General features: G+C 67.9%; 13 protein-coding genes. 4 read left to right on the top strand and 9 right to left on the bottom strand.

Annotation, left to right across the window (positions count from 1 at the left end; genetic code table 11):
- The 3 genes from AC1DXK_RS22395 to AC1DXK_RS22385 form a co-directional block, all read right to left on the bottom strand.
- Window positions 1-1,346 (bottom strand): ABC transporter permease subunit (locus tag AC1DXK_RS22395; RefSeq protein WP_457108359.1); only part of this gene is annotated, 1,346 nt, incomplete at its 3' end.
- A 4-nt stretch (window positions 1,347-1,350) separates the two neighbouring features.
- A complete protein-coding gene (locus tag AC1DXK_RS22390; protein ID WP_043758719.1) occupies window positions 1,351-2,220 on the bottom strand; it encodes a branched-chain amino acid ABC transporter permease in 870 nt (289 codons plus the stop codon).
- A gap of 8 nt (window positions 2,221-2,228) precedes the next feature.
- Complete coding sequence (locus tag AC1DXK_RS22385; RefSeq protein WP_457108358.1) at window positions 2,229-3,410, bottom strand: ABC transporter substrate-binding protein; 1,182 nt, start codon at window positions 3,408-3,410, stop codon at window positions 2,229-2,231.
- Between the two features lie 197 nt (window positions 3,411-3,607).
- On the opposite strand from AC1DXK_RS22385, the gene AC1DXK_RS22380 reads away from it, so the two are divergent.
- Window positions 3,608-4,024: a nuclear transport factor 2 family protein gene (locus tag AC1DXK_RS22380; protein ID WP_012320244.1), complete on the top strand. Its 417-nt coding sequence runs from the start codon at window positions 3,608-3,610 to the stop codon at window positions 4,022-4,024.
- A 9-nt stretch (window positions 4,025-4,033) separates the two neighbouring features.
- On the opposite strand, the gene AC1DXK_RS22375 is transcribed toward AC1DXK_RS22380, so the two are convergent.
- The 5 genes from AC1DXK_RS22375 to AC1DXK_RS22355 all read right to left on the bottom strand — a co-directional run bounded on the left by AC1DXK_RS22375 (window position 4,034) and on the right by AC1DXK_RS22355 (window position 8,634).
- Window positions 4,034-4,735, bottom strand: coding sequence for a GntR family transcriptional regulator (locus AC1DXK_RS22375; RefSeq protein ID WP_457108357.1), 702 nt, complete (start codon window positions 4,733-4,735; stop codon window positions 4,034-4,036).
- 258 nt (window positions 4,736-4,993) lie between these two features.
- Window positions 4,994-6,154, bottom strand: a complete 1,161-nt coding sequence (locus tag AC1DXK_RS22370) for a serine hydrolase domain-containing protein (protein ID WP_457108356.1) — start codon at window positions 6,152-6,154, stop codon at window positions 4,994-4,996.
- A 153-nt stretch (window positions 6,155-6,307) separates the two neighbouring features.
- Window positions 6,308-6,937 (bottom strand): MFS transporter, encoded by a 630-nt coding sequence (locus AC1DXK_RS22365; RefSeq protein WP_477299106.1) that lies wholly within the window; start codon window positions 6,935-6,937, stop codon window positions 6,308-6,310.
- Between the two features lie 861 nt (window positions 6,938-7,798).
- Window positions 7,799-8,017 (bottom strand): hypothetical protein, encoded by a 219-nt coding sequence (locus tag AC1DXK_RS22360; protein ID WP_457108354.1) that lies wholly within the window; start codon window positions 8,015-8,017, stop codon window positions 7,799-7,801.
- Between the two features lie 173 nt (window positions 8,018-8,190).
- Entirely contained in the window at window positions 8,191-8,634 is a 444-nt protein-coding gene (locus AC1DXK_RS22355; RefSeq protein ID WP_457108353.1) for a MarR family winged helix-turn-helix transcriptional regulator, read from the bottom strand.
- A gap of 79 nt (window positions 8,635-8,713) precedes the next feature.
- Between AC1DXK_RS22355 and AC1DXK_RS22350 the strand changes: the two genes are divergently transcribed.
- Together AC1DXK_RS22350 and AC1DXK_RS22345 are read left to right on the top strand one after the other, a co-directional pair.
- A complete protein-coding gene (locus AC1DXK_RS22350) occupies window positions 8,714-10,552 on the top strand; it encodes a chloride channel protein (protein WP_457108352.1) in 1,839 nt (612 codons plus the stop codon).
- Window positions 10,553-10,686: 134 nt separating this feature from the next.
- Window positions 10,687-10,968: a hypothetical protein gene (locus AC1DXK_RS22345; protein WP_457108351.1), complete on the top strand. Its 282-nt coding sequence runs from the start codon at window positions 10,687-10,689 to the stop codon at window positions 10,966-10,968.
- Between the two features lie 675 nt (window positions 10,969-11,643).
- Here AC1DXK_RS22345 and AC1DXK_RS22340 read toward each other — a convergent pair.
- The gene (locus AC1DXK_RS22340) at window positions 11,644-12,789 is read right to left on the bottom strand and encodes an HPP family protein (protein WP_457108350.1); all 1,146 of its coding nucleotides are present in this window, start codon (window positions 12,787-12,789) and stop codon (window positions 11,644-11,646) included.
- A gap of 181 nt (window positions 12,790-12,970) precedes the next feature.
- On the opposite strand from AC1DXK_RS22340, the gene AC1DXK_RS22335 reads away from it, so the two are divergent.
- Window positions 12,971-13,291, top strand: coding sequence for a hypothetical protein (locus AC1DXK_RS22335; RefSeq protein WP_457108349.1), 321 nt, complete (start codon window positions 12,971-12,973; stop codon window positions 13,289-13,291).
- Window positions 13,292-13,319: the final 28 nt, after the last annotated feature.

The raw sequence follows: 13,319 nt of genomic DNA, 5'->3' as shown, positions 1-13,319 counted from the left end.
GCGCGGTCCCGCGCCCGCGCGCGGCGCCATAGCCGGCCCGGCGCGAGCCCGAGGGCGACGTTGTCGGCCACCGGCAGCGAGCCGAACAGGCGCGTGGTCTGGTAGGTGCGCGCGATGCCGGCGCGGGCGACGACGTGCGCGGGTCGGCCGGCGAGGTCGCGCCCGCCCAGCCGGATCGCCCCGGCGCTCGGGCGGTAGAAGCCCGAGACCATGTTCAGCACGGTGGTCTTGCCGGCCCCGTTCGGGCCGATCACGCTGGTGACCGCCCCGGGCCGGGCGGTGAGGTCGACGCCTTCCGCCGCCGTGATGCCGCCGAAGCGGATGCCGATGCGATCGAGGACGAGGGCCTCGCGCGCCGCCGTGCCGGGCAGCGCCGCCTCCCCGCCCTCCGCGGCGGCCGGCGCGTCCCGGCCCCGGGGCAGCAGGCGGGCGAGGCTGCCGACCAGCCCCGAGGGGACCAGCCATAGCACCACCAGGGTGGCGACGCCGAAGAACAGCAGGCGGTACTCGGCGAGCCCCGACAGCGCCTCCGGCAGCAGCACGGTGACGAGCGCCCCGAGGAGCGGGCCGAGCACCGTGCCGGCGCCGCCGACGATCACCGAGAGGACGAACAGGATCGACTGCGAGAACGGGAACGAGCTCGGCGCGATGAACAGCATCAGCGGTGGCAGGACAGCCCCCGCGAGCCCGGTCAGGGCGGCGGAGATCGCGAAGGCCAGGGTCTTCACCCGGACCGGGTCGAAACCCAGCGCCGCCGCGGCGACGTCGGCGTCGCGCACTGCGCGCATCGCCCGGCCGAGGCGGCTGCGGGCGAGGAGGTCGAACCCGACGAGGCTCGCGCCGGCGGCGAGCACCGCCAGCACCGCGAGTCCGGCCGGCGAGAGCGGCTCGCCGAGGAGCGTCGGCGCGTCGGTGACGACGAGGCCGTTCTGGCCGCCGGTCAGCTCGCCGCCCTCGATCAGCCCGTGCTCGACGATGAAGCCGAAGGCGATCGTCAGCATGGCGAGGTAGGGGCCCTTCACCCGCATCGCCGGCACCGCCACGAGGCCGCCGACGAGCGCCGTGATCAGCGCCGCCGCCGGGAGCGCCAGCCAGAAGCTGAGGCCGTGGAGCGTCAGGATCGCGCTCGCGTAGGCGCCGATCGCGTAGAAGCCGGCCTGGCCGAACGAGATCAGCCCGGTCAGACCGAGGAGCACGTTGAGGCCGACCCCCGCCACTGTGGTCAGCGCCACAAGGGCGATCACGAAATGGCTGTAGCCGGCGGTCAGCGCGACGAGGCCGAGCGCGGCGGCAGTGAGGCCGGCGATGCCGAGCCGCATCGCCGGGGCCGAGCGCAGGTACGGCATCGCGTCAGACCTTGTTGACCGCGGCGCGGCCGAGCAGGCCGTCGGGGCGCAGGGTGAGGGCCAGGACGATCACCGAGAACACCACGAGCTGCGTGTAGGTCGAGCCGAGAGTCGCGGTGACGCCGGCCTCGACGAGGCCGTAGAGCAGCCCGGCCAGGATCACCCCGGTGGCGGAGCCGATGCCGCCGAGGATCGCCACCGCGAAGGCCTTGATGCCGAACAGCGTGCCGAGCTCGGCCGAGACCGAGAAGAGCGGCGCGATCAGCAGGCCCGCGATGCCGGCGAGCACCGCCGAGAGTGCGAAGGCGCAGGCCACGGTGCGGCGCACGTCGATCCCCATCAGGCGGGCGGCGTCGGCGTTCTGCGCCACGGCGAGCAGGACGCGGCCGAGATCGGTCCGGCGGAACACCGTGCGGATCGCGAAGGCCAGGGCGATCCCGACCACCGGGATCACGAGCTGCAGCGGGTAGATGCCGGTCCCGAGGATCTCCACCGGCTTCGTGGCCAGCGGCGAGGGCAGGCTGCGCGGCTCCTTGCCGAAGGTGAACAGCACGGTGTTGTCGAGGACGATGCCGCCCGCCACCGTCGCCAGGAGCCACGCATCCGAGCCGCGCGCCACGAACGGCCGGACCAGCGCCCGCTCGACCACGAGGCCGAACAGGGCGCAGCCGGCGAGCGCCAGGACGATCGCCGCGGGCATCGGCCAGCCGAGGGTGACGCCGAGCGCGTAGGCCAGGACCGCCCCCAGGGTGACGACGCTGCCCTGCGCGAAGTTCACGGTCCCCGACACCGCATAGGTCACGTGGAAGCCCAGGGCCACGAGCCCGTACATGCTGCCGAGGCCGAGGCCGCTGACGAGGATGGAGGTCAGCATCGCCGGGTTCAGTTGGTCACCGCGACGATCTCACCGTCCTTGAAGCGGGTGAACACGTAATCCTTCGGGCCGAGCGCGTCGTGCTGGCCGGGGGCGAAGGGCGTGTCGTAAGTTTTGATCAGGCCCGGATAGGTGCCGATCTTGTAGAAGCCGTCGCGGACCTTTGGACCCTCGGTGGAGCCGGCGGCCTGGATGGCGAGCGCCAGCAGGTGCGTCGCGTCGTAGGCGTTGGCGATGCCGACGGCGGGCGTGACGTCGGCCATCGACTTGATCGCCGGGTACTTGGCCTTGAGCGCGTCAAGCACCGCGCTCGCCTTCGGCGAGGTGTTGCCCGCGAAGGTGAAGGTCTGGATGAAGTGCACCTTGGCGGCGCTCGGGCCGGCGAGCTCGTCGAAGCGGCCGCCCGCCGGGCCCCAATGCGAGACGACCGGCACCGACCAGCCCATCCGGTCAAGGGACTTCACCACCTGGGCCGAGGGTCCGACATTGCCGACGAGGAACAGCGTGTCGGCGCCGGCCTCCTTCAGCCGGGACAGCTGGGGCACCATGTCGACGTCGTTAGCCTCGTATTTCTCGATGCCCGCCGCCGGGAGGTTGGCTGCCTGCAGGGCGTCCTTGAGGCCCTTCTGGTTCGACTCGCCCCAGGCGTTGTTGACGAGGATCATCCCGGGCCTCTTCGCCCCGTAGGTCTTCACCGCGTAGGCGACCAGCGCCTCGTCGACGAGGGCGTCGACCGCCGAGACGCGGAAGGCGTAGTTGTCGGCGGCGCCGTTGCGGGTGATGCCGGTGCCGGCCGCCCAGGGGCCGATGAACGGCACCTTCATCTGGTTGGCGATCGGCACGATCGCCATCGAGACCGGCGTGTCGAGGCCGCCGACCACCGCGACGACGCCGACCCGCTGGATCAGCTCGCGGGTCGCCAGCACGCCCTTGGACGGGTTGGCCTCGTCGTCGCGGGCCACCAGCTCAAGGGGCCGTCCGAGGACGCCGCCCTTGGCGTTGATCTCGTCGATGGCGAGCCCGATCCCGCGGGAGATCGCCTCGCCGGATTTCGCGGACTGGCCGCTCAGGGCGGTCACGAGCCCGATCTTGACGGTGTCGGCACCTTGCGCGGTCGAGACGGCGAGGCCGAGCAGCGCGCTCGTCGTCACCGCGAAGCGGCGCAGGGTCGGGGGCAGGAAGGAGGCCATGGCGTGTCTCCGAGGGCGGGGCGCAGCCTGCCGAGCGCAACCTCCATGCCACCGGGAATTGGCAGGTTCGGCAGCCGCACGGCCCGATGAGTGTATCCCTCGAGGCACCGTGTGCTCAATCCGGCGTCAAAGTGCATACACTTCCTGCATGCACTGTCGCGGCTTTTGCGGCACCTTGGGCGGACAGGAGGCCTGCCATGACCGACGTGACCCACGATGCGGCGACCGCCCGCGATGCCGCCAACGTCACCGCCTATCTCGAGGCCTCGATGGTCCCGGACCCCGAGACGGCCGCGCGCTACATGGCGCCGGGCACCCGGATCGTGTTCACTGGCGCGCGGGTCTTCAACCATCCGTCCGAGGTCACGGCCTTCAATGCCGGCCGCTACGCCTGGGTGAAGAAACGGATGGAGCGGCTGGACGTGGTCCCGGGCGACGGCGTCACCACGGTCTACAGCCTCGGCACCCTGTACGGCGCGTGGCCGGACGGCACGCCATTCGAGGGCAACCGCTACGTCGACCGCTTCACCGTGCGCGACGGGCTGATCGTCGGCATGGAGGTCTGGAACGACAGCGCCGAGCGCCTGCTGACCAAGCACGGCCTCACGGCCTGATACCGGGGGTCAGGCCCCGCCGCCCGCGACGTAGGGCGCCAGCAGGCGTCCGAGGTCGCGCTCGCGCGGGGTCGGCGGGACGATGCGCGCCCGCTCGGCGACCGCGTCGAGGTGGTGGTCCATGAGCGCGGCGGCGCGCTCGGCGTCGCCCGCGACCAGGGCGGCGACGATGTCGCGGTGCTCGCTCACGGCGCAGTCCGAGGAATGCGGCCGGCTGTAGAGGGACAGGATCAGGGCGCAGCGATAGCCGAGCTCCGCGACGTAGCGGGTCAGCACGGCGCTGCCGGTCATCTCGGCGAGCATCAGGTGGAATTCCGTGGCGAGCCGGATCGACAGCGCCTCGGGGCCGCTCCGGGCGGTTTCCTCGCGCGCGATCTGGTCCAGCAGCCCCTGACGCTGCTCCGCGCTGAGCTGCCCGGCGAGGCGGCGCACCACCAGCCGCTCCAGGCCGACGCGCACGTCGAAGGTGTCGCGCGCCTCCTCCCAGCTCGGGGTCGCCACGACGGCGATGCGGTTGCGGCGCAGGTCGACCAAGCCTTCCCCGGCCAGCCGCAGGAGGGCCTGCCGGGCGATCGTGCGGCTGACCCCGAACCGCTCGCCGAGGGCGTCTTCCGGCAGGCGGTCGCCGGGGGCGAGCGCCCGTTCCACGATGGCCCGTCGCATCGCCTGGCAGATCGCGCCCACGCGATCCCCCTCGTCGCCAGCCTTCATCGACGTCGCAGACTTCGCACCACCGCCCCTGCGGACTGGTCCGTCATGATCCTCTCCGGGGTCGCGATCCGCTCCGGCGTCCCGGACGGATGTCCGGTGCGCTGTCTGCCGAAGCGGACATGCCATTGCAACGGTCACGCCACCGGTTTCAGACCAGCGCGAAGCCTGTCCGCCGTTCAGGTGAACGGATTCGAAGCGGACGGGCCGCGCTCGGCCATGAAGCGACCTGCGGAACGATCGTAGCGCGACCTTCCCGGCTCAGGGGGCGTCGAGCGCGGCGTAGACCATGGCGCGGGTCAGCGTGCGGTAGTGCTGGCGCTGCGCGGCCGAGGAGGTCTGCATCATCAGGAGCGCGAAGAAGCCCGCCGCCGGATCGACCCAGAAGTACGTGCCGCCGACCCCGCTCCAGAACCAGTCGCCGACGCTGCCGGGAAACGGCGCCTCGCCTGCAACGAGCCGCACCGCGACCCCGAGCCCGAAGCCGTAGCCCGGACCAGGCGGGTAGTAGGCCCCCTTCGCGATCGTCGTCCCGAGATGATCGGCTGTCATGAGCCGTACGCTCGCCGGCGCCAGAACCCACACGCCGCCGAGGCTGCCGCCGTTCAGCATCATGCGCAGGAACGCGGCATAGTCCGACACGGTCGAGACGAGGCCGCCGTTGCCCCTCTGGCCGCGCCGGGGCAGGCTCGGATCGTGGAAGGCCGGCCGCTGCCCAGGCGCCTGCGGCAGCGGCTGCGCCACGCGACCCGCCCTCTCAGCCGGGATCCGGAAGCGGGTGTCGGCCATGCCGAGTGGCCCGAGGAGAGTCTCGTCGAGCACACCCTGCAGATCCGCGCCACCGGCCACTTCCAGCACCCGGCCGAGCACGTCGGTGGCGTGGGAGTAGTGCCAGACGGTGCCGGGCTCGTGCTCCAGCGGCAGGCGCGCGATCCGCTGCGCAAAGGCGGCGTTGTCGAGATCCTCGCTGAGCAGCCCGTCTGCCTCGTAGGCCCGGCGCGTCGGTCCGTCGCCGAGATAGCCGTAGGCGATCCCGGTCGTGTGCCGCAGGAGGTCCTGAAGGGTCGGCGCGGTGGCGACCGGGACGCGCGTGCCGTCGGAGTTCAACCGGCAGAGGTGCGTGAAGGCGGGGATGAAGTCGGCAACGGGCTGGTCGAGGCGCAGGTCGCCGCGCTCGGCGAGGACGAGGGCGACCACCGACACGATGACCTTGGTCATGGAGTAGATGCGCCAGACCGCGTCAGGCTCGAGGCGGTCACCGGCGACGCTGTCGCGGAAGCCGACGGTGCGCCGCCAGATCTCCCCGTCCGCGCCGCCGACGATCAGGTCGGCCCCCGCGATGGCGCCCGCCGCGACATCGGCTTGCAGTCTGTCGCCGAGGCGATCGAGGAGCGGGAGCGAGAAGATCGGACTGTCACGCATGAGAGCGGTATAGGGCGTCCAGCAGCGACGCCGAATGGACCGGGCGCGGTGCCGATCATCGCCGACGTCGCCGCCCGCCGCACAGGCCCTCGATGCCCGCCGCGATCGAGGACGCTCGCACGACCTTGTCGCCCTGTGGCAGGCGACCAGATATCACCGGGTCCCCGGTCGCAGTGACCGGCCTACGAGCCGCGCCGCGATCAGTGCGCCGAGCGCCAGCGTCAGGAAGGCGGCGCCGAACCCGGCCGCGTGCGCCAGCGCGCCGAACCACGCCGGCCCGACAACGATGCCGCCATAGGTGAACAGCAGGCCGCCGCTCGTGGCCGCGCTCATGATCTCCGCCAGGGAGACGCCGTTCCAGCCCGTGGCCGTCGCCCCGAAGACCAGCACCACGGGCAGCGACAGCCAGAACGGGCCGAGGAGTGGGAGGGCGGCCGTAAGGATGCAGCTCCGCGCCATGCCGAGGCTCAGCCCGAGCCACGCCCTGCGCGAGGCCCGCGTACGGTCGGCCACGAACCCCCAGGCGGGACGCCCGAGGACGCCGACCACTTGGCTCGCCGAAAGCAGCGCGCCCGCGGCGATCAGGTCGTGCCCGACGACCCGCACCAGGTAGGTGACCAGGAAAGCGCTCAGGATGAGCTGGATCGCCCCGAAGATCGCCGAGGCGCCGGCCAGCCGCAGCGGCGCGGGGTTGCGGAAGATCAGGGAGAGCGGGTCGAGAAGGCGCTCGTTTCTGGTCCGGGCGGGACGCGGCACGGCTCCTCGACAGCGCGGATTCGTCATGAACCCGCGTCTCCCGCTCAGGTGTGAACCGGTCTCTGGATCCGCGTCTCTCGGGATCCGGGAAAACGACGTTCGCGACCGCGAGAACGACAGCGTCTTCGGGCCTGAGGGCGGCCGGCGGAACCGTGACTGGACCAGCCGGAGACCCTGCGGGTCGGCGCTAAGCCCCAGCCCGCGGTGGCACTATCGCCACGTAGACCAAGACGCTAAATTTTCACCAGGAAGGCCTGGTGGAGCTGAGGGGAAAGTCTAACCCACCCTCGGTGCCTCAATTTAATCAAGCACTTAGCGCTCGTGCGTCGCTCAGTTGTGTATCCGCTTTGTGCCTCACCGCAAGTGAACCGGAAATGGCCAAGACGGAGGGAAACTCCGCCGTTTTCTGCCACTCTCGATTTTCCAGGCGGTTAGACCGAACTCCCTCCTGGAGGCTCGACAGGAAATGTACCGGCGTTTTGGTTCACCTCATAGAGGGGCGGCGAATCGATCGCGGAGATATGTCGTTTGGGATGGATTACAGCCCGCCAGCAGCCTTAAATGATATTAACTGCAATGGCCAAGGTTAAAATGTAACGCTGGCTTGTGGTCCATTCGGCTTTTGGAACGTCTGCTTACAGGCTGCCTGAGGTGCTCTAGATGACTGAAATTGGCCGAAAGCTGCCGATCCGCTTCAAGAATTGCAGGGCGGTGAAGCGGACATTCTGCGCGGCACGGACGAATGCCTCTTAGTGACCCTCTGCGGACATCCTATGCCGTCCAAGGTTAGATTTGCTCTCACTTTGCAAGCGGACCCACTGCTCGCTGTCGGATGAGAGTAGGTAACGCGTCCACCGGAAAATTTGCGGTCGTCTGACCGCTTTGCCTTTAGCGCTTCTTCCACAGACCTTCCGGCAGCTTCGGCGCTGGATGGGTCCCGTTTGCCTCGAGGCCCTTCAGCGGCACGCCAGTCCTGAACCGGTTATACTGGCGGCCAATAGCATCAAGCTCGGCTCCAGTCGCTTTCTCGACAAAGGGACGGAGTTCCTCGCCGACGACGCGGAGCAGCCGCTCTCGAAATACAGCATCGGGCTCCGGATCACTCACTTCAGTGGTCCGGAGCCATGAGGTGCCGAGTGAGCCGCTTCACGGTCCATCTCCAAGTATTGGCCGACGCCCGCGGTGCCGGCGATTGCTCAGCGGATCAACGCTGACCGGTGATCGTTTGCGACGCGGTCGGGTTCGCAAGAGTCGGAGTAGACTGAGCCCTTCTGCCATTTTTAAGACGACGTCGGAGATCGGCTGAGCCGTCCCAGTGCCCGGATGAGCGCCGGCTCCATGGTCCGAAGTTCCTCAAGGTGGGCCGCAGTCAACTCGCCTAGAAGGATCTCAGCCTTTGGCGTGAGGGCAAGCTCCATCCGCCGCCGGTCTTGCGTGCCACGCGTCTTGGTCAATAGGCCGGCCTCGACCATGCGTGAGACCAGTTCGGCAGCCGTATGGGGAGCTATCAGAAGCTGATCGGCGATCATGCCGACGGTCGGCGGCTCCAATCCCATGTAGCCCGCAACCGCGAGCAAAGCTTGGTGCTGTTGTGGCGGCACTCCGGCCGAGAGTGCCGCGGCTTCGCTGAAGACAAGAAAGCGCCGGAGCTGGAAGCGGAAAGCAGCGATGGCTGCATACTGCTCACGCGTCATGCCCTCCAATGCCGGCTGGTTTGCAGCCATCAATGCACCTCCCTAGCCGCTAGCCCTGGACTGTATCGTATCACGACGTATATAGCCGAGAACGTCAAGCAGGATCGCCATGCAGCAGGACCTCTCGAACTCAGGTGCGGCCGGTCACAGAGAAGCCGCCGGCACCATATCGCGGCGCCCCTTAGGCGATTTCACGACCGACCGTCGCGTTCTGGTCCTTCTCGCGATGTCGCTCGTCATCGGCACTGGCGGAACTGTCGCGGCTTGGTTCCTCATCCAACTGATTGCCGTGGTCACGAACCTGGCCTGGTTCGGCCGGTTCGATGTGACACCGACCTCCCTGGCGCACGCGGCACGCACGCCCTGGATGGTCCTCGTGCCCGTCGTGGGTGGCCTCATCATCGGGGCGATGGCCCGCTTCGGATCGGAAAAGATCCGCGGTCACGGCATCCCCGAGGCCATCGAAGCCATTCTGATCGGTGGCAGCCGCATGTCGGTCAAGGTCGCCGTGCTCAAGCCGATTTCCTCCGCCGTTTCGATCGGTACCGGCGGCCCGTTCGGCGCAGAAGGCCCGATCATCATGACGGGCGGAGCGATCGGCTCCTTGTTCGCCCAGTTCTTCCATCTCAGTGCGGCCGAGCGGAAGACGCTCCTCGTCGCCGGTGCCGCAGCCGGCATGACGGCAATCTTCGGGACGCCCATCGCGGCCGTGCTGTTAGCCGTCGAGCTGCTGCTGTTCGAGTGGCGGCCGCGCAGCTTCATCCCCGTTGCGGCGGCAGCCATGACAGCGACATGCTGGCGGCCGCTGTTCTTCGGCGTCGGGCCTCTCTTCCCCTTCGCCAACGATCCGGCTTTGCCTTGGTGGGGGCTGCTCGCCTGCGCCGGGGTTGGTGTACTGGCTGGACTGCAGTCAGGCCTCCTGACGAAGCTGCTCTACACCCTGGAAGATGCGTTCGAACGTCTGCCGATCCACTGGATGTGGTGGCCAGCCATCGGTGGCCTCTTCGTCGGCCTCGGCGGCCTCATAGAGCCGCGCGCACTCGGTGTCGGCTACGACGTCATCGCCGATCTCCTGACCGGGAATCTCGTCGCCAAAGCGGTGTTCGCGATCCTCTTGGTGAAGGCGGCAATCTGGCTGGTCGCCCTGTCCTCCGGCACATCAGGTGGCGTTTTGGCACCCCTGCTGATCCTCGGCGGCGCCATGGGGTGGCTTGTGGGCCTCGCGCTACCCGGTGCGCCAGGGTTTTGGGCTCTCTTGGGCATGGCCGGAATGTTGGGTGGCACCATGCGCGCGCCCCTCACGGGAGCGCTTTTTGCTGTCGAACTCACCGGTGACGTTCATAGCCTAGCACCACTGCTTGCCGCCACGGTCGCGGCCTATGCCGTGACGGTGCTGCTCCTAAAACGATCAATTCTGACGGAGAAGATCGCACGGCGCGGACAGCACATTACGCGCGAATACGGCGTCGACCCTTACGAGTTAACTCGTGTCGGCGAGGTGATGGTCCGCGAGGTTGATGTCCTGGATGCGGGGCAAACCATTGAGGAGGCTGTCAGAGCCATCGAGGTAGGCCAACATCACGCCTACCCTGTTGTCGATGCCGCGCGCCGGCCCGTCGGCATGGTCAGCCGCGGGGACGCCTTGCGCTGGAAGACCGAGGGGCGGCATGCAGGAGAAATCCTTGATGAGTGGGTCTCCGACGCGGCGTTAGCCGTCGCTCACCCGGATGACGTGGTTGCTCGCGCTCTCGACATCATGATGGCCACTGGTCAGGGACGCGTTCCTGTGACTGATCCAACGAGCGGCGCTCTTGTCGGCCTCCTGACGCGCAAGGACTTGTTGCAGGTTCGGGCAACCGTCGTGCAGTCCGAACGGGAGCGCCGAGCCTTTCTCAGCCATCGCACGATCCGAGGGGCGCGAAGGCGGTACGAGAAGACGCACGTTTAGCCTGCTGCCCGTCAGGGCAGCACGACCCCGGGCTCATCCTGATCCAGACCCCAAGCGGATTTCGGACCCGTCCGCATGGAGATATCGGCGCACAATGACCGTGACGAGCTGCCGTGCCTTGATCGGAGATCGGAATGCTCTGGATCCGTCGCCTCTTTGACAACCCTGACTGGGCCGACATCCGGGCCTCATTCGACGAGCAGTTCGCGATGCTCGGGCATCCACGTGACATGATGCTGCTCGCTGCTCCGTTAGGTGATGGACGACATCACCTCCTCGTCGGCGTGCCAGAAGCCAGCCTCCTGGCGGCCTATTACGGTTTTGACTCTGTCCTCCGAACGAGTTTGCCGCGCGCGCCCATACTCCTGGCGGGGCACCAGGACGTCTTCCAAGCCATGTTCCAGTCCGGTGGTTAAGACCATCGAGCCTGATTTGGCCCTCCGGGGTGGTTCATCGCCGAGTTTGGTGGACCGGGCACCGTGATGGCGGCCAACTGGCCACGTCCGGCAAGGATTTGGGGCAACCCTCGGTTCAAGCGTTGGCCATCGGGGCGCCCGCCCTTCGGCCCGGGGTCTCCCCGCCTTCGGCTTGGCGCGGCTCCTCGGGCTCGTCACTCCGCTGCGACCCGATCGAGGAGGCCGAGCATGATAGGTTCGATCTGGCACGCCACGGCGAGCGCGCCTATGCGTTCACCAACTGATCGAACGGTTTACTCCTCCACGCTCTAGCGACGCACGCCGACACCTGAGTGACTAGGTGTACGAACCTACGCTCCCGTCGGGCCACCTGCGTCGACCGCTCGTACGCCGGAAACCGACCTACTCCGCCCTCGGCTTACTGAGGTTGTAGACCTGCCATGTCAGCATCATGCTCGACGCCATTAAGGTCGCGTGCAGCAGGTGGAGTAGAAGCGGTGCGTCTTGCATCGGCTCAATCCCGCGGACTTGGCGTTGCCAGATAAGCGAGACCGTTTGCAATAGGTGTGCCAAAGACAACGGCGGCGCCACGCGTCAACCTCCTTTCTTCGAAGCGCGATCGCGCTGTGCGTCCAAAGCCTTCGAGTAACAGATAAGATCGGGCCGGAGGGACCCTCACGCAGTCACTGTATCGGAAGGAGCGAACGCTTTAGCGGAAAGCAGGCGCGTCAGAGTCGCGAGGAGGTCGCTCTGAGTGATGATCCCGAGGACGCGCCGATCCTCGTCCACCACGACCACCGCATGGGTGCGGCCGTCGGTCAAAGAGGGCGCCAGCGCGACCACCGGCTCATCCGGTCCGGCCGTTTGTGCACCGGACATCACCTGCGCGATGCCCACATCGCCGTGCAGCGTCAGCTCGCGCAGGCCAAGTGTCCCCGCGAGCCGGTCGGCTCCGTCCACCACCGGCAGCGTCCGGATGTTGTGCGCGATGAGGAGCTCTCGCGCCTGCTCGGCGTTAACGTCTAGCCGAACCGTAATCACGTCGTGAGACATGATCTCGCCGCAGGTAAGGTCGCCCTGGGTCCGCATGAGCGCGCGAAGCTCGACCTGCCTGAGGAGCCGGTCGAGGTCGGCGCGGTCGATGTCCAGCGTCTCATGCAACTCGACCAGGGCCGCGTCTACGTCTTCCGGCGTGAAGCCGACCCTGAGCGGTGCGGGCAGGTCCGCCGTTCCATGCGTGTTAACCGGCGCAGCGATCGGAACGTGCGGGTAGTTGCGGCGCGAGATCTTGTGGAACGCGATGCCGAGCGCGACCAGGATGACCGAGTTCACGCAAACCGGGAACAGAGGGAATAGGAAACCCGCAGAGGTGACCGCCGGACCACCGATGAGCGCCGTCAAGGCGGCAGCGCCGCCAGGCGGGTGAAGGGAGCGGGTGAGCGACATCGCGGCAATGGCCAGCGAGACGCCGACGCCGATGGCGACGAATGGGTTCGAGATGAAGTGAGCGGCGAGCACGCCCATAAAGGCGGAGATCGTGTTGCCGCCGATGATGGACCAGGGCTGAGCGAGCGGGCTTGCGGGCACGGCGAACAGCAGCACTGCTGAGGCCCCCATCGGCGCGACGATGAGCGGAACGTCAGGCCCGTGGCCGAAGACCAAGCCGCAGATCAGGCCGGTGAGCGTGATGCCCGCGAGCGCACCGAGGCAAGCAACCACGCGCTCCCGAAGAGTTGCGCCTGCCAGGATCGGCCTGAACAGCCGAAACCCTGACGATTTTCCCGTTTTATGTTCCGGGCGGACCGAATTCGACGTTCTCACGCATCCCTCGCTCGCACAGCGCCGCTGGAGGTGCCCGTGGGACGGACAAATGCACCGGAAGGCGGCACAAGGCGCTGGTATACCAGCTGTCCGTTTACGGGCCGCCGCCAAAATTGCAATGTGTGAAGGCAATCTGCCCGACGACTAGGCGTTCGGGTCTCGGCGGCTGAAACCGAGGGCCATGAAGGAAATCGTTGTCACCGCGCTTCTCACGGTCGCCGCGGTGCTCGGCTGCGTTCGTTTCGTGGGGATGTTCCTGGACCGGCGCAACGCGAGCACTTGGGAGCAGGTCACCACCACCGTTGGGGCGACGGTCTTCCTGACCGCGTCTGGCCGCATGCTCGAACGCGCTGGGCTCGCGGCCGCCGTGCTGCTGCTGCTCTTGACATGGTTCGTTTATGGCGCCGTGCGACGTCACGCCTTGTCTCAGCGTACCTTGGTGGCCTGCACATGGCTCAGTCTCACGTTATTGCTCGCTTATATCGGCTTTGACCGAGGCTGAGGGTATCGCATTTCGATTGAAAACCTAT

Source organism: Methylobacterium sp. P3_A11, from assembly GCF_056403155.1.
The sequence above is the reverse complement of the archived record's forward strand: the minus strand, read 5'-3'. Positions and strand labels throughout refer to the sequence as shown.